15 protein-coding genes and 1 pseudogene are annotated in these 15,947 nt (G+C 76.2%); 11 read left to right on the top strand and 5 right to left on the bottom strand.

Annotation, left to right across the window (positions count from 1 at the left end; genetic code table 11):
• Both ACI6QG_RS15580 and ACI6QG_RS15585 read left to right on the top strand, forming a co-directional pair.
• Positions 1-508, top strand: a pseudogene (locus ACI6QG_RS15580) (hypothetical protein); the annotation flags it as partial.
• Positions 505-2,460, top strand: a complete 1,956-nt coding sequence (locus tag ACI6QG_RS15585) for a molybdopterin biosynthesis protein (protein ID WP_407025502.1) — start codon at positions 505-507, stop codon at positions 2,458-2,460. The pseudogene ACI6QG_RS15580 and the gene ACI6QG_RS15585, both read left to right, overlap by 4 nt.
• Here ACI6QG_RS15585 and ACI6QG_RS15590 read toward each other — a convergent pair.
• The gene (locus ACI6QG_RS15590; protein WP_407025503.1) at positions 2,447-3,439 is read right to left on the bottom strand and encodes a LacI family DNA-binding transcriptional regulator; all 993 of its coding nucleotides are present in this window, start codon (positions 3,437-3,439) and stop codon (positions 2,447-2,449) included. The genes ACI6QG_RS15585 and ACI6QG_RS15590 overlap by 14 nt on opposite strands.
• Positions 3,440-3,548: 109 nt before the next feature.
• Between ACI6QG_RS15590 and ACI6QG_RS15595 the strand changes: the two genes are divergently transcribed.
• The 9 genes from ACI6QG_RS15595 (at position 3,549) to ACI6QG_RS15635 (ending at position 12,029) form a co-directional block, all read left to right on the top strand.
• The gene (locus ACI6QG_RS15595; RefSeq protein WP_407025504.1) at positions 3,549-4,451 is read left to right on the top strand and encodes a PfkB family carbohydrate kinase; all 903 of its coding nucleotides are present in this window, start codon (positions 3,549-3,551) and stop codon (positions 4,449-4,451) included.
• Complete coding sequence (rpiB, locus tag ACI6QG_RS15600; protein WP_407025505.1) at positions 4,448-4,891, top strand: ribose 5-phosphate isomerase B; 444 nt, start codon at positions 4,448-4,450, stop codon at positions 4,889-4,891. Before ACI6QG_RS15595 ends, rpiB begins: the two co-directional genes overlap by 4 nt.
• Positions 4,888-5,742, top strand: coding sequence for an NAD(P)-dependent oxidoreductase (locus ACI6QG_RS15605; protein WP_407025506.1), 855 nt, complete (start codon positions 4,888-4,890; stop codon positions 5,740-5,742). Before rpiB ends, ACI6QG_RS15605 begins: the two co-directional genes overlap by 4 nt.
• Complete coding sequence (locus ACI6QG_RS15610; protein WP_407025507.1) at positions 5,742-6,425, top strand: amino acid ABC transporter permease; 684 nt, start codon at positions 5,742-5,744, stop codon at positions 6,423-6,425. The genes ACI6QG_RS15605 and ACI6QG_RS15610 overlap by 1 nt, the downstream gene beginning before the upstream one ends.
• Positions 6,425-7,093, top strand: coding sequence for an amino acid ABC transporter permease (locus ACI6QG_RS15615; RefSeq protein WP_407025508.1), 669 nt, complete (start codon positions 6,425-6,427; stop codon positions 7,091-7,093). The genes ACI6QG_RS15610 and ACI6QG_RS15615 overlap by 1 nt, the downstream gene beginning before the upstream one ends.
• Complete coding sequence (locus tag ACI6QG_RS15620) at positions 7,090-7,818, top strand: amino acid ABC transporter ATP-binding protein (protein WP_407025509.1); 729 nt, start codon at positions 7,090-7,092, stop codon at positions 7,816-7,818. The genes ACI6QG_RS15615 and ACI6QG_RS15620 overlap by 4 nt, the downstream gene beginning before the upstream one ends.
• Before the next feature lie 26 nt (positions 7,819-7,844).
• Entirely contained in the window at positions 7,845-8,648 is an 804-nt protein-coding gene (locus tag ACI6QG_RS15625) for a transporter substrate-binding domain-containing protein (RefSeq protein WP_407025510.1), read from the top strand.
• 48 nt (positions 8,649-8,696) lie between these two features.
• Entirely contained in the window at positions 8,697-11,768 is a 3,072-nt protein-coding gene (locus tag ACI6QG_RS15630; RefSeq protein ID WP_407025511.1) for a TRCF domain-containing protein, read from the top strand.
• A gap of 69 nt (positions 11,769-11,837) precedes the next feature.
• Positions 11,838-12,029 (top strand): YgaP family membrane protein, encoded by a 192-nt coding sequence (locus ACI6QG_RS15635; protein ID WP_407025512.1) that lies wholly within the window; start codon positions 11,838-11,840, stop codon positions 12,027-12,029.
• On the opposite strand, the gene ACI6QG_RS15640 is transcribed toward ACI6QG_RS15635, so the two are convergent.
• The 4 genes from ACI6QG_RS15640 to ACI6QG_RS15655 all read right to left on the bottom strand — a co-directional run bounded on the left by ACI6QG_RS15640 (position 12,030) and on the right by ACI6QG_RS15655 (position 15,941).
• Entirely contained in the window at positions 12,030-13,877 is a 1,848-nt protein-coding gene (locus ACI6QG_RS15640) for an ABC transporter ATP-binding protein/permease (protein WP_407025513.1), read from the bottom strand. It lies immediately after the preceding gene.
• Positions 13,874-14,503 (bottom strand): hypothetical protein, encoded by a 630-nt coding sequence (locus ACI6QG_RS15645; protein ID WP_407025514.1) that lies wholly within the window; start codon positions 14,501-14,503, stop codon positions 13,874-13,876. Before ACI6QG_RS15645 ends, ACI6QG_RS15640 begins: the two co-directional genes overlap by 4 nt.
• Before the next feature lie 5 nt (positions 14,504-14,508).
• Positions 14,509-14,673, bottom strand: coding sequence for a DUF1328 domain-containing protein (locus ACI6QG_RS15650; RefSeq protein WP_407025515.1), 165 nt, complete (start codon positions 14,671-14,673; stop codon positions 14,509-14,511).
• A gap of 83 nt (positions 14,674-14,756) precedes the next feature.
• Positions 14,757-15,941: an MFS transporter gene (locus tag ACI6QG_RS15655; RefSeq protein WP_407025516.1), complete on the bottom strand. Its 1,185-nt coding sequence runs from the start codon at positions 15,939-15,941 to the stop codon at positions 14,757-14,759.
• Positions 15,942-15,947 lie beyond the last annotated feature (6 nt).

Below are 15,947 nucleotides of genomic sequence, written 5' to 3' on the forward strand. Positions count from 1 at the left end.
GCGCCGCCCGCGCCGGGCGGGGCGGGGCGGGGGCGGCGCGGCGGCGCTGCTGCGCGCCCTGTTGCCGGCGCCGCTGGACGGCCCGCCCGACCTGACCCTGGCGGTGGGCGAGGCGTCGCCGGGCGCCGCGTGGCTTTGCGCCGGGCTGGGCGCGCGCCCGGGGCTGGCGGTGCGCGCCGGCACGCTGGGTGGCGCGGCGGTCATCGCCCTGCCGGATTCGGCGGAGGAAGCCCTGGCCGCCTGGGCCCTGCTGGCCCGCCCGCTGTGGCGCGCCCTGGCCGGCGCGGCGCCGGAGCCGCCGCTGCGGCTGCGGCTGCGCGCCAGCTTGCCATCCGCCCCCGGCCTGGCCGAGCTGGCCCTGCTGGCGGTGCAGGGCGGGGAGGGGACGCCGCTGGCGGTGGGCGCCGCCCCGCTGGGGGCGCTGGCCGCCGCCGGGGCCTGGATGGTGGTCCCCGCCGCCTCCGAGGGCTACGAGGCGGGGCAGGAGATCGAGGCGGTGCCCTGGTGAGCGACGACCCCCTGCTGGCCCGCCTGCGCCGCGCCGCGCGCCAGGAGCAGTTCCTGGAGGTGGTGGACGAGGCCGAGGCCCGCCGCCGCTTCCACGCCGCGCTGGACCTCTCGCCCCTGCCGGCGGAGGAGGTGGCGCTGCACGCCGCGCTGGGCCGCGCCCTGGCGCGGGACGTGGCGGCGGCGGTGGACGCACCGCCCTTCGACCGCGCCCTGGTGGACGGCTTCGCCCTGCGCGCCGCCGACGCCGCCCAGGCCGGCGACGCCGCCCCGGTGCGCCTGCGCCTGAATGCCGAGGTGCTGGCCTGCGGCGCCGCCCCGGCCATCGAGGTGGGGCCGGGCACCGCCACCGCCATCGCCACCGGCGCCCCCCTGCCGCGCGGCGCCGACGCGGTGGCGATGATCGAGTGGACCGCGCTGGACGACGCCCCCGGCGGCCCGCACGTGCTGCTGCGGCGCGCGGTGGCGCCCGGCCAGTTCGTCGGCTTCGCCGGCGGCGACATCGCCCGCGGCGAGGTGCTGCTGCGCCGCGGCGCCGTGCTGGGCAGCCGCGAGATCGGGATGCTGGCCGCCGCCGGCCACGCCACGGCCCCCGCCGTGCGCCGCCCGCGCGTGGCCGTGCTTTCCACGGGGGATGAGCTGCACCCGCCCGGCGCGCCGCTGCCGCCCGGCGGCATCCCCGACAGCAACGCCGCCATCCTGGCCGCCATGGTGGCGGAGAATGGCGGCGAGCCGCTGCCCATGGGCATCTTCCGCGACGACGAGGCCACGCTGCGCGCGGCGCTGGAGGCGGCGCTGGCGCGGGCCGACATGGTGGTGATGTCCGGCGGCACCTCCAAGGGCGCGGGCGACGTCTCCCACCGCGTGCTGGGGGGGCTGGGGGCGCCCGGGGTGCTGGTGCACGGGGTGGCGCTGAAGCCGGGCAAGCCGCTGTGCCTCGCCGCGGTGGGCCGGACGCCGGTGGTGGTGCTGCCGGGCTTCCCGACCTCGGCGGTGTTCACCTTCCACGAGTTCGCCGTCCCGGTCCTCCGCGCCCTGGCCGGCCTGCCGCCGCGCGAGGAGACGGAGATGGCGGCGACGCTGGCCACCCGCACCCCCAGCGAGCTGGGGCGCACCGAATACGTCATGGCCTCGCTGGCCGAGGGCGGGGATGGCGGGCTGCGGGCGGTGCCGCTGGGCAAGGGCTCGGGCAGCGTCACCGCCTTCGGCCAGGCGGACGGCTTCTTCGCCATCCCCGCGCTGAGCGAGGGGATGGCGGCGGGCGCGCCGGTGCGGCTGCGGCTGATCGGCGGCGCGGCCCGCCTGCCGGAGCTGGTGGTGGCGGGCAGCCACTGCACCGGGCTGGACGTGGTGCTGGGCCGGCTGGGGCTGCGTGCGCGCGTGCTGGCGCTGGGCAGCCTGGGCGGGCTGGCGGCGGCGCGGCGCGGCGAGTGCGACCTGGCCGGCGCGCACCTGCTGGACGCCGCCACCGGCCTGTACAACACGCCCTTCCTGCAGCCCGGGCTGCGGCTGGAACGCGGCTGGGGGCGGATGCAGGGGGTGGTGTTCCGCCCCGGCGACGCGCGCTTCGCCGGGCTGGACGGCGCGGCGGCGGTGCGGCGCGCGGCGGCGGACGGGGCGCTGCTGCTGGTGAACCGCAACGCCGGCTCGGGCACGCGCATCCTGCTGGACGGGCTGCTGGCCGGGGCGCGGCCGCCCGGCTACGCCAACCAGCCGAAATCCCACAACGCCGTCTGCGCCGCGGTGGCGCAGGGCCGCGCCGACTGGGGCGTGGCCATCGCGACCGTCGCGCAGGGCTACGGGCTGGGCTTCCTGCCGCTGGCGGAGGAGCAGTACGACTTCTTCCTGCCCGAGGAACGCGCCGGCCGGCCGGCGGTGCAGGCCTTCCTGGGGGCGCTGCGCGACGACGCCGTGCGCGCCGCGCTGCGGGAAGCCGGCTTCACGCCGGCCTGACGGTGCCGCGCTCCACCCAGGCGCAGGGCAGCAGGCGGCGGGCGGGGGCGCCGTCCTCCAGCGCCGCCACCGCCGCGGCGGCCAGCCCGGCGACGTCCTGGCGCAGGGTGGTCAGGGCGTAGCCTTCCAGCGCCGCGGGGGCGATGTCGTCGAAGCCCAGCACGGACAGCTCCTCGGGCACGCGCAGGCCCAGCTCGGCGCGCGCGGCGTCCAGCACGCCCAGCGCCATCTCGTCGTTCGCGCAGAAGATGGCGTCGGGGCGCGGGCGGCGCCCGAGCAGGGCGCGTGCGGCGGCGGCGCCGCCGGGGCGGGTGTAGTGCCCCACCGCCCGCCCGGCCAGCGCCACTCCGCCCGCCGCCAGCCCGCGCAGGAACCCCGCCTCCCGCGCGCGGGAGGTGGCGGTGTCCTCGATGCCGGCGACGAAGGCGGGGCGGCGGTGGCCGCGCGCCAGCAGCGCCCGCGCCGCCAGCGCGCCGGCCGCCTCGTTGTCCGACGCCACCTCGCGCACGCCGCGCGGGCGCGCGGTGCCTTGCCGGTCCAGCAGCACCACGGGGATGCGCGCGGCGGCGCACAGCCGGGCCATGCGCGAGCCCAGCGTGGCGGAGGCGATGATGACGCCGTCCACCCGCCAGCCGGCCAGGCTGGGCAGCAGCTCGTCGGTGCGGTCGGCCGCCGGGGCCAGCAGCAGCAGGGGCGCGCGGCCGGCGGCGCGCAGCTCCTCGGCCACCGCCGCCGTCAGGGCGGCGTAGAAGGGGTTGGACAGCTCGGCCACCACCAGCCCCACCAGCCCGGTGCGCGCCGCCACCAGCCCGCGCCCGACGGCGGAGGGCGCGTAGCCCAGCCGCGTGGCCGCCTGCATGACGCGCGCCCGGGTGTCCGGCGCCACGGAGGCGCCATCGGTGAAGGCGCGCGACACGGCGGAGCGCGAGACGCCCGCCGCCTCCGCCACCTCCGCCGCCGTGACCCAGCGCCGCCGCATGCCCGAACCTTCCGTGCTTGACGGCGCATGGGCCGTGCGCCTAGCCTCGCATTGCACACGTGTGCAAAGCAAGGCGGCCCGAAGCCGCCGGACGGAGGGGAACCCAGCCTTGGCCACCGGCCACGTCGCCGTCATCGGCTCCTTCAACGCCGACCTGGTGCTGGACCTGCCGCGCATGGCCGCGCGGGGCGAGACGCTGGCCGCCCGCGCGCTGCACCGCTTTCCCGGCGGCAAGGGCTCCAACCAAGCCATCGCCGCGGCGCGCGCCGGGGCGCGGGTGACCATGCTGGCCAGCCTGGGCACGGATGCCGAGGGCGACGCCGCGCTGGCGCTGTGGGCGCGGGAAGGGGTGCAGGCGCGCGCCGTGCGCCACCCGGTCCTGCCCACCGGCATGGCGGTGATCCTGCTGGAAGGCGGGGACAACCGCATCATCCTGGCACCGGGCGCCAACATGGCCCTGGCCGCCGCCGACGCCGCGCCGCCGCCCTGCGACGTGGTGCTGGCGCAGCTGGAGGTGCCGGCCCCCGCCATCGCCGCCGCCTTCGCCGCCGCGGGCGGGGCGCGCCGCGTGCTGAACGCCGCGCCGGCCGACGCCGCCGCCGCCACGCGGCTGCTGCCGCTGACCGACATCCTGCTGGTGAACGCGGGCGAGGCGATGGCCCTTGCCCCCGCGGCCGGGCAGGACGCGGCCGCCCTGGCGCAGGCGCTGGCGGGGCAGGTGGGCCAGGCCGCGGTGGTCACGGCCGGGCCGGCCGGCGCCGTCCTGGCCATGCGCGGCGGCGCCGTGCTGCGCGCCCCCGCGCCCCCGGTGGCGGTGCGCGACACCACGGGCGCGGGCGACGCCTTCGCCGGCGCCTTCTGCGCCGCGCTGGCCGGCGGGGCGGACCACGCCGCGGCGCTGCGCGCCGGCGTGGCCGCGGGCAGCCTGGCCTGCACCGTGCTGGGGGCCGTGCCCTCCCTGCCGCACCGCGCCGCCATCGCGGCGCTGCTGGATGAAGGACTGGTGAGATGAAGGTTGTGATCGGCTGCGACCATGCCGGCTTCCCGATGAAGGCGCTGGTGATCGCGCGCGTGAAGGCGCTGGGGCACGAGGTGGAGGAGCTGGGCTCCTTCACGCCCGAGCCGGTGGACTTCCCCGACATCGCGCGCGCGGTGTGCGACAGCGTGCGCGAGGGGCGGGCGGCGCGCGGCATCCTGGTCTGCGGCACCGGGGTGGGCGCCTCCATCGCCGCCAACAAGCTGCGCGGCATCCGCGCCTCGGTGGTGCACGACGCCCACTCGGCGCACCAGTGCGTGGAGCATGACGACGTGAACGTCGCCTGCATCGGCGCGCAGATCATCGGGCCCTGGCTGGCGGCGGACCTGGTGGAAGGGTTCCTGAACGCCGAGTTCCACGCGACGGAGGACCACGTGCGCCGCGTGCGCAAGCTGGGCGAGATGGAAGGCGAATGAGCATCGCCTTCATCGGCCTGGGCACCATGGGCCGGCTGATGGCGCGCAACCTGGCGCGCGCCGGCCACGCCGTGCGCGGCTTCGACGCGCTGCCGGACGCGGCGGCCGAGGGCGTGGCGCGCGCCGCCACCCTGGCGGAATGCGTGGCGGGCGCGGACACCGTCATCCTCATGCTGCCCGACACGCCGGACGTGGAGGCGGTGGCGGCGGAGCTGGAAGGGCTGCTGCCGCCGGGCACGCTGGTGCTGGACATGTCCTCCATCGCCCCCGGCGCGGCGTGGGGCATCCAGGCGCGCCTCGCCGCGCGCGGCGTGGGCTTCGTGGACGCGCCCGTCTCCGGCGGGCCGATGGGCGCGGACCTTGCGCGGCTCACCATCATGGCCGGCGGCACGGCGGAGGATTTCGCCCGCGCCGAGCCCGTTTTCGCCGCCATGGGCACCACCATCACCCACATGGGCGGGCCCGGCGCCGGCCAGGCCACCAAGCTGTGCAACCAGGTGATGGTGGGCCTCAACATCCAGGCGGTGTGCGAGGGCCTGGCGCTGGGCCGCGCCGCCGGGCTGGACCTGGAGCGCCTGCGCGAGGTGCTGCTGGGCGGCTCCGCGGCGTCCTGGATGCTGGACGTGCTGGGGCCGAAGATGATGGCCGGCGACGTGGCGGCCGGCTTCCGCATCGACCTGATGCTGAAGGACCTGCGCCTGGCCGGCGAGGCGGCGCGCGCCCTGGACCTGCCGCTGCCCGGCACCGCGCTGGTGACGCAGCAATACGTGGAGTGCCGCGCCCATGGCGAGGGCGGCAACGGCAACCAGGCGCTGATGCGCCATTACGACCGGCTGGCGGGGCTGCCCTGATGGACCTCCGCCTCGATTTCGGGGTGGTGCTGGAGCGCTGGCCGCTGTTCCTGCAGGGCGCGCTGACGACGCTGGAACTCGCGCTGATCGCCACGGTGGGCGGCTTCGCGCTGGGGGTGCTCTGCGCCGTGGGCCGGCGCGGCTCCGTGCGCTGGGTGTCGGTGCTGTGCGGCGCCTATGTGGAGGCGATCCGGAACACGCCGCTGCTGGTGCAGCTGCTGCTGGTGTTCTTCGGCCTGTCCTCGCTGGGGCTGCAGCTGCCGGCCTTCGGGGTGGCGGCGGCGGCGCTGTGCATCAACGTCGGCGCCTATTCCAGCGAGATCATGCGCGCGGGCTTCGACAGCATCCCGGCCGGGCAGGTGGAGGCCGGGGAGGCGCTGGGCCTGTCGCGCGCGCAGCTCTACTGGCACGTGCTGCTGAAGCCGGCGATGGAGAAGGTGTATCCGGCGCTCACCTCGCAATTCGTGCTGCTGATGCTGGCTTCCTCCGTCACCTCGCAGATCAGCGCGGAGGAGCTGACGGCGGCGGCCAACTACGTCCAGAGCGACACCTACCGCGCCTTCGAGAGCTACATCCTCGTGGCGCTGGCCTACCTTCTGCTGGCCTTCCTGCTGCGCGGGATGTTCTGGGGCTTGGGGCTGTGGCTGTTCCCCCGCCGCCGCGCGCTGGGGACGCCGCTGTGATGGGCGGTTCCCTGGGCCCGCAACACCTGCAGTTCCTGGCGCAGGGCGCGGCCTGGACGCTCGCGCTCTCGCTGGTGGCGCTGCTGGGCGGGGGCCTGCTGGGCTTCGCCTTGGCGCTGTGCCGCGTCTCGCCGCTGCGCGCGGTGCGGGTGGGCACGGGCGTGCTGGTGCAGCTGGTGCAGGGCACGCCGCTGCTGGTGCTGATGTTCCTGGCATTCTTCGGCATGCCCGCGCTGGGCTGGCGGCTGACGCCCTTCCAGGCCGCCGGCGGCGCGCTGGTGATCTACACCGCGGCCTACCTGGGCGAGATCTGGCGCGGCTGCATCGAGGCGGTGCCGCGCCCGCAATGGGAGGCGGCGGAGGGGCTGGCGCTGTCGCGCCTGCAGCGCATGCGCCACGTGGTGCTGCCGCAGGCGGTGCGCATCGCCGCACCCCCCACCGTGGGCTTCCTGGTGCAGATCGTGAAGAACACCTCGCTGGCGTCCGTGGTCGGCTTCGTGGAGCTGATGCGGGCGGGGCAGGTGCTCAACAACACGCTGTTCCAGCCTTTCGCCATCTACGCGATCATCGCCCTGGGGTATTTCGCCATGTGCTACCCGTTGTCCCTGTGGTCCCGCCGGCTGGAGGCGCGCCGCGCCGCGCCGGCGCGGCTGGCGGCGGCGCCGTGACGCCGGCCGTCTCCCTGCAAGGGGTGCGCAAGAGCTTCGGCGCGCTGCGCGTTCTGGACGGCGTGAGCTTCGACGTGGCGCCCGGCGAGGTGGTGGCGGTGATCGGGCGCTCGGGTTCCGGCAAGTCCACGGCGCTGCGCTGCATCAACCGGCTGGAACGCATCGAGGAAGGGCGCATCCTCGCCTGCGGCCACGCGGTGCACGACCCCGGGCTGGACCTGCGGGCGCTGCGGCGCGACGTCGGCATCGTCTTCCAGGCCTACAACCTGTTCCCGCACCTCACCATCGAGGAGAACATCTGCCTGGCGCCCACCGTGGTGAAGCGGGTGGGCCGCAAGGAGGCGCGCGAGGTCGCGGCCAGGGTGCTGGCGCAGGTGGGCCTGGCCGACAAGGCGCAGTCCTGGCCCGAGCAGCTCTCCGGCGGGCAGCAGCAGCGCGCCGCCATCGCGCGCAGCCTGGCCATGCAGCCCAAGGTCATGCTGCTGGACGAGGTGACCAGCGCCCTGGACCCCGAGCTGACCGGCGAGGTGCTGCGCGTGATCGAGGCGCTGGCCGAGGGCGGCATGACCATCGTGATGGTGACGCATGAGATGGGCTTCGCCCGCCGCGTCGCCGACCGGGTGCTGTTCATGCACCAGGGCCGCGTGCACGAGCAGGGCGGCCCGGACATCCTGGACAGCCCCGCCACGCCGGAGCTGGCGCAGTTCGTCGGAAGCGCGCTGTGACGCGCGAAAGCAAGGAGGAAACAGGAATGAGCATCACCCGCCGCGGCGCCCTGGCCGCCATCCCCGCCCTGGGGGCGCTGGCCCTGGCCCGCCCCGCCCTGGCCAACCAGCTGGAGGCCATCCGCCGCGCCGGCCGCATCCGCGTCGCGACCGACCTCGCCATCCCGCCCTCCGGCATGATGGACGGGCAGATGCGTCCCACCGGCTCCGACGTCGAGGTCGCGCAGGCCCTGGCGCGCGACCTGGGCGTGACGCTGGAATTCATCCCCACCGTGGGCGCCACGCGCATCCCCAACATCCAGACCGACCGCGCGGACATCATCATCTCCACGCTCTCGGTCACGCCGGAACGGGCGCGGGTCATCCAGTTCTCGCGGCCCTATGCCGCGCTCGCCTCCGTGGTGGGCGGCCGGCGGGACGTCGCCGTGCGCGACCTCGCCGGGCTGCGCGGCCGCACCGTGGCCACCGTGCGCGGCACCACCCAGGACACCGAGCTGACGCCGCTGGCCAACGAGCACGGCTTCCGCATCCAGCGCTTCGACGACGACGCGACGATGGTCACCGCCGCCGTCACCGGGCAGGCGGAGCTGGTGGCCACCAGCGCCACCATCGTCGGGCAGATCGCGCAGCGCGCGCCGCAGCGCGGCTTCGAGCCCAAGTTCACCCTGCGCAACTTCGACCTCGCCATCGGGCTGCGCCAGGGCGAGACGCAGCTGCTGGAATGGGTGAACGCCTGGATCGAGACCAACGTGGCCAACGGCCGGCTGAACGAGATCTACAAGCGCTTCCACGGCGTCGACCTGCCGGAGAACCTGCGCGGCCGCGGCTGACCTGCCGCCGCCACCCATCCGTCCGCCCCGCCGCGCGTTGCGGCGGGGATGAACGACGCCCGCCTCGCCGCCCTGCTCCTCGAACGCGCCGCCGCAGCCGGCGCCCACCTGCATCTCTGCCGCTCGGAAAGCCGGGCGGCGCGGCTGGCGGCGGCCGCCGCGGCGCTGGGGGCGGGGGTGGAGGTGGTCCACCTGCCGGCCCCCGACGCCGCCCCCTATGACCGCGCCCCCGCCACCCCCGGCAGCCTGGGGGCGCGGCTGGACGCGGTGCGGCGGCTGCGCGCCACCCCCACCGGGCCGCGCCTGCTGCTCGCCGGGCCCGCCGCCGCCGTGCGGCGCTGCCCTGCCGACCTGCCCGGGGGCCTGCTGCTGCGCCCCGGCGACCTGCCGGAGGATTCGGCGCTGGCGGCGCTGGGCTACGCGGCGGAGGAAATCGTGGACGACCCAGGCGAGTGGGCCCGGCGCGGCCAGGTGCTGGACGTGTTCCCCGCCCTGCCCGGCGCCCGCCCGCACCGTCTCGAACTGGACGAGGAGGGGCGCATCCTCGCCATCCGGCCCTTCCACCCGCTGACCCAGCGCACGGAGGGCGAGGCGGCGTCGCTGCACCTGCCCCCCGCCGTCGCGGCGGAGGAGGGCGAGCTGCCCGGGCTGGCGGAACTGGCCCCCGGCATCGGCGCCACCGCCGACCCCGAGGCGGCGGAGGCCCGCGCCGAGGCCTGGCGCGAGGCGGAGGACGGCTTCCGCCTGCGCCTGGCCGCCGGGCTGGAGGAAGGCGAGACCCTGCGCGAGCCCGCCGCCCTGTTCACCCGCGACGCCCCGCCCGCCACCGTGCTGCCGGAGGGGGAGGAGGAGGACCCGCTGCCCTTCCTCGGCGCGCCCGACCCGGAGGCCGCCTTCCTGGACGCGGTGGCGGAAGCCCGCGCCGCCGGCCGCCGCGTGGCCCTGGCCGGCGCCGGCCGCCGCGCCGCCGCCCTGGCCGATGCCCTGCGCGAGCGCTTCGGCGAGCTGCCCGAATGCCCCGGCTGGCTGGCGCTGCGCGACTTGCCGCCGGGCACCCTGGCCTGGCTGCGCGCGCCGCTGGTCACCTCCTTCGGCACGGAGGAAGCGCTGGTGGCCGCGGCGGCCGAGATCCTGCCCCCCGGCGAGGCCGGACCCGCCCGCCTGCCGGTGGAGGAGGCCGCCCTGGCCCCCGGCGACCTGGTCATCCATGAGGAGCACGGCATGGCCCGCCTGCTGGGCCTGGCCGAGGCCGAGGGCATGGACGCGCTGCGCCTGGAATTCGCCGGCGGCACCACCCGGCTGGTGCCGGCGGAGGAGCTGGACCGCATCTGGCGCTACGGCCACGAGGCGCAGGGGGTGGCGCTGGACCGTCCGGGCGGCGAGGCCTGGGCCAGGCGCCGCGCCGATGCCGAGGCCGCCCTGGCCGACACCGCCCGCGGCCTGCTGGACAAGCTGCGCGAGGCCGCCGGGCGCACCGCCCCCGCCTGGGTGCCGCCCGCCCGTGCCTATGCCCGCTTCCGCGCCGGCTTCGCGCACGAGCTGACGCCCGACCAAGCCCAGGCGGCGCGCGAGGTGGAGCGCGACCTGGCGGCGGGCCGGCCGATGGACCGGCTGGTGTGCGGCGACGTCGGCTTTGGCAAGACGGAGATCGCGCTGCGCGCCGCCGCCTGCGTGGCCCTGGCCGGCGGGCAGGTGGCGGTGCTGGCCCCCACCACCGTGCTGGCGCGCCAGCACCTGGAGGCGTTCCGCCGCCGCTTCGCGCCGCTGGGCGTCGCGGTGGCCGGGCTGTCGCGCCTGACCCCGGCGCGGGAGGCGCGGCAGGTGCGCGAGGGGCTGGCGGAAGGGCGGTTGCTGGTGGTGGTGGGCACCCAGGCCGTGCTGGCCAAGGCCACGCGCTTCCGCAAGCTGGGCCTGGTGATCGCCGACGAGGAGCAGCGCTTCGGCGCCCGCCAGAAGGCGGCGCTGCGGGACCTGGCGGCGGATGCCCACACCCTGGCGATGACCGCCACGCCCATCCCGCGCTCGCTGCAAGGGGCGATGCTGGGGCTGCAGTCGCTGTCCGTGCTGGCCACGCCGCCGGCGCGCAAGCGCCCGGTGCGCACCGCCATCGCCGCGCTGGACGACGCCCTGCTGGGCGAGGCGCTGCGGCGCGAGGCGCGGCGCGGCGGCCAGTCCTTCCTGGTCGCCCCGCGCATCGAGGACCTGCCGGAACTGCGCGCCCGGCTGAAGCGCGCCGCCCCGCGCCTGCGCGTGGCGGAGGCGCATGGCGACATGCCCGCCGCTGAGGCCGACGACGCCATGCTGCGCTTCGCCGAGGGGCGGGCCGACGTGCTGCTGTGCACCGCCATCGTGGAAACCGGGCTGGACGTGCCGCGGGCGGGGACCATGCTGATCACCGGCGCCGAGCGCTTCGGCCTGGCGCAGCTGCACCAGCTGCGCGGGCGCGTCGGCCGCGGCGGGGCGCGCGGCACCTGCTGGCTGCTGACGGAAGGCCCCCCGCCGCCCGCCGCCGCGCGCCGGCTGAAGGCGCTGGCGGCGCAGACCGAACTCGGCGCGGGCTTCGCCATCGCCGCGCGCGACCTGGACCAGCGCGGCGCCGGCGACCTGCTGGGCGAGGCGCAGGCCGGCCACGTGAAGCGCCTGGGGCTGGAGCTGACGCGCCACCTGCTGGACCGCGCGCTGCGCCAGGCCCGCGGCGAGGCGGAGCCGCCGCCGCCCCCCGCCCTGGTGCTGGAGCTGCCCGCCGGCCTTCCCGCATCCTACGTGCCGGAGGAGGCGCTGCGCCTGTCCCTGCACGCGCGGCTGGGCGCCGCGGCGCGCGAGGCGGAGCTGGAGGACATCGCGGAGGAGATGACCGACCGCTTCGGCCCGCTGCCGGAGGCGGTGGAGAACCTCCTGCTCCGCGCCCGCCTGCGGCTGCGGGCGCGCCGGCTGGGGGTGGCGCGGCTGGAATGCGGCCCGCTGGCGGTGGCCGCGCGCCTGCACGCCGCGCCGCCCGAGGTGGCGCCGCCGCTGGAGCGCAAGGAGGACCGCGTGATCCTCCGGCGGGAAGCGGCGGACGGCGCCGCCATGGCCCGCACCGCCCTGGCCCTGCTGGCCCGGCTGCGCCGCGCCGCTTGATCCGGCGCAAGGCGGCGGCGCGGCCGCAGATATATAAGGCCTCCTGCATATCCAAGGCAGGAGGCGGTGATGTTCGAGGCGAACGTGGGTGGACTGGACCGGGTGCTGCGCGTGGCCATCGGCGCGGCGCTGGTGCTGGCCGCGGTGATGGGCTGGATCGGCGCCTGGGGCTGGATCGGCCTGCTGCCGCTGCTGACCGGGCTGCTGTCGCGCTGCCCGGCCTATTCGCTGCTCGGCGTCAGGACCTGCGGGCGGGCCTGATCACGCCGGCTCCTCCCGCCGCCGTTTCAGCGGGTTGCGCAGCTTGGGCACGTTCCAGCGGCGCTGGGGCTTGGGCAGGCGCGGCGGCCGGGTCAGCCGGGCGCCGCCCTCGGCCTTCTGCAGCTTCAGCGTGCGGGTGTGGAAGGCCTCCAGCCCCGGCCGGTGGCCGATGCTGACCAGCGCGCTGTCCGGCAGCTCGTCCAGCACCATCTGCATCATGGCGTCCTGGTTGCGCTCGTCCAGCGCCGCCGTCGCCTCGTCCATGAAGATCCAGGCGGGGCGTTGCAGCAGCAGGCGGGCGAAGGCCAGGCGCTGCTGCTCGCCCAGGGACAGCACGCGGTCCCAGCGCTCCAGCTCGTCCAGCCGCTCGGGCAGCATCACCAGGCCGACGCGCTCCAGCGCCGCGCGGCACTGCTCATCCGTGTAGGCGTCGGGGCCGGCGGGGTAGCACAGCGTCTCCTTCAGCGTGCCCAGCGGCAGGTAGGGGCGCTGGGGCATGAACATCATGCTGTCGCGCGGGGGGGTGATGATCTCGCCCGCGCCCCAGGGCCACAGCCCGCCGATCGCGCGGAACAGGGTGGACTTGCCGGTGCCGCTCTCGCCCTGGATCAGCACGCGCTCGCCGGCATGGATCTCCGCCGTGGCGTCCTGGATGACGGTGGTGCCGTTGGCGAAGGCGACCTCGATGCCCTTGAAGATCAGCTTGTCCTTCTCGCCCTCCGTCACCGTGATGGTGGGCTGGTCCTTGTCGGCCACCAGGGCGTCCAGCTCGTCCACCACGGCGCGGAAGTTCACGAGGCGCGTGACGGAGGACCGCCATTCGGCGATGCGGGGGAAGCTGTCCACGAACCAGGAGAGGCTGCCCTGCACCTGCCCGAAGGCGCCGCCGATCTGCATCAGCCCGCCCAGGGTGATGGCGCCGGAGAAATAGGCCGGCGAGGCGACGATGGTGGGGAAGATCATCGCCAGGGTGCCATAGGCGGAGGTGAGGTACATCAGGTTGCGCTGCGAGCGCATGAGGTCGCGCACACGCTCGCGCACGTTGCCGAAGGCGCGGGCCAGGCCGCGGCGCTCATCCGTCTCGCCGCGGATCAGCGCGATGCCCTCGCCGGATTCGCGGGCGCGGGTGAGGCCGAAGCGGAAATCGGCCTCCGCCGCCACGCGGGCGATGTTGTGCTGCACCATCGGCCGCCCGACCAGGATGGTGAGCGTGGAGCCCACCAGCGCGTAGGCCAGCGCCGCCCAGACCATGTAGCCGGGGATGGAGGCGTCCACCCCGATGAAGCCCAGGTGCAGCGGCCCGGAGACGGACCACAGGATGCCGACGAAGGCCGCCAGCATCATGGAGCAGGTCAGCAGCCCGCCCACGAAGTCCACCGCGAGGTCCACCGAGACGCGGATGTCCTCGGCGATGCGCTGGTCGGGGTTGTCGGCGCCCTCGCCGGCCATCTCCAGTTGGTACTGCCGCCCCTCGGCCAGCCAGGAGGACAGCACGCGCCGCGTCAGCCATTCGCGCCACGCGAGCTGGATGAGCTGCTTGGTGTAGAGCTGGTACACCGCCACCAGCATGGCGCCGACTGCCAGGCCCAGGAACACCACCATCTGCCAGCGGAAGGCGGCGAAGTCCCGGTTCTCCAGCGCGTTGAAGAAGTCGCGGTTCCACAGGTTCAGGCGGATCTGGATGGCCACCTGCCCCACGGTCAGCAGCACCAGCCACAGGATCAGCCAGCGCGCGTTGCCGCGGTCGGGCGCGGTCAGCCATTCCTTGGTGATGCCCCAGAAGGCCCGCATGGGCGAGCGGACGCGCTCGGCCTTCGGAAGGGGGGTGTCGGGGGTCGTCTCGCTCATCGGGTGGGCACCGCCTCCATGCGCTCGGGCGCCGGGCCCAACCGGGCGGCGTCCAGCGCGGCCATGGCCTCGCGCCGGGCGCCCAGGCCGGCGGCCGCCACCTCGGCGCCGGGCTTCAGCCAGTCCAGCCGGTCATACAGGCCGATGGGCAGGCGGATCACGCCGCCATCCTCCAGGATGACGCCCATCGCCTCGCCCTGGGGCGAGAGCAGGGGGGCGCGGACCTTGCCGCGCAGCGCCAGCTCCTCGCGGCCCACCGCGTCGGAGGCGAACCAGGAGGGCGAGGCGATGAAGTTCGCCGGCTCGGAATCGCTGCGGGCCCAGGCCAGCATGATGACCACGGGCGCGGTGCGGGCGCGCACGCCGTAGGCCACCAGCGTCTCGTCCTGCTTGACGGCGGCCATCAGGGCCTCGGCCTCCTCGGCGGGAAAGATCACCTGGGTGCCTTCGCGGAACAGGGCGCGGGTCACCGCCCCGTCGGGCGAGAGGAGCCAGCGCTCCAGCCGCCCGGAATAGGAGGGGAGCTGCGTCGGGTCGAACCACAGGCCGCGCGGGGCGCGTGCCAGGGCGGGGGCGGCGGCGGCCAGGGCCACGGCGCTGAGGAGCAGGGAACGGCGAGGGATCATGGTCGTCAGGCGGTGAAGCCGCGCCCGGTGATGAGCGAGACGGCGAAGAGGACGAGGAACACGAAGAACAGCACGCGGGCGATGCCGCCGGCGGTGGAGGAGATGCCGCCGAAGCCGAGCACCCCGGCCACCAGCGCCACCACCAGAAAGACGAGGGACCAGTAGAGCATGGCGGGAACTCCTGGGTTCGTGAGGGCTTGCCACGTCGAACGCCAGGGCTGGCACGGGGTTTGCTGCGCCGGCGCCGTGCCCCTCAGGCCACGGCGCGGCGCCGTCCGCCCGCGGCCACCAGCGCCAGCGCCGCCAGCGCCAGCGGCAGGAAGGACACCCACAGCACCGCGTCCCAGCCATGGCTGTTCAGCAGCCCGCCCGACAGGAAGGAGCCGACGGCCATGGTGCCGAAGACGATGAAGTCGTTCAGGGACTGCACCCGCGTGCGCTCCTCCGGCCGGTGGCAGTCCAGCACCATGGCCGAGGCGCCGGTGAAGCCGAAGTTCCAGCCCAGCCCCAGCAGGATCAGGCTGGCCCAGAAATGCCCGGCCTGCTGGCCCAGCAGCCCGGCCACGGCGGCGGCGCCGGTCAGCGCCAGCCCGGCGGCCACCACGCGCGGCGCGCCGAAGCGCGCGATCAGGTGGCCGGTGAAGAAGCCCGGGCCGTACATGGCGATGATGTGCCATTGCAGCCCCAGGTTGGCGGCTTCCTGCGGCAGGCCGCACAGGCGCATGGCCAGCGGCGCCGCCGTCATCAGGAAGTTCATCAGCAGGTAGGTGACGACGCCGCAGGTGACCGCCACCAGGAAGCGCGGCTGGCGCGCGATCTCGCCCAGGGGGCGGCCGCCGGCCATCTCGGCCGCGGTGGGCCGGGGCAGGCGCACGCCCAGCAGCACCAGGGCGCAGAGCGCGGCCACCGCCGCCTGGCCGAGGTAGGTGGCGGCGAACAGGAAGGGCGGCCACAGGTACATGGTGTGCGTCACCAGCTGCGGCCCGATGACCCCGGCGAAGACGCCGCCGGCCATCACCAGGGACAGGGCGCGCGCCCGCCCCTCGGGCGGCACGCCGTCGGCGGCGGCGAAGCGGAAGGACAGCACCACCGCGGCATAGGCCCCGCCCAGGAAGGTGCCCAGGCAGAACAGCGGGAAGGAGGCCAGCAGCACCGCCAGGAAGGCCACCAGCCCCGCGGCCACGCCGCAGCCGGTGCCGGCCAGGAAGGCGGCGCGGCGGCCGTGCCGGCGGGCGATGGCCCCGGCCGGCAGGGTGCAGGCCGCCATCCCCACCACGAAGACCGAGATGGGCAGGGTGGCCAGCGCCTTGTCCGGCGCCAGGGTGTTGCCGACCACGGCGCCGGTGGCGAAGATGACGGCGGCGTTGGCCCCGGCCAGCGCCTGCCCGATGGCGAGGCGCGCGGTGTTGCCGGTGGCGTGGCGATGGGCGTCGGACATGGCGTT

It is taken from the genome of Sabulicella flocculans (assembly GCF_045449635.1).
Taxonomy (GTDB): domain Bacteria; phylum Pseudomonadota; class Alphaproteobacteria; order Acetobacterales; family Acetobacteraceae; genus Roseococcus.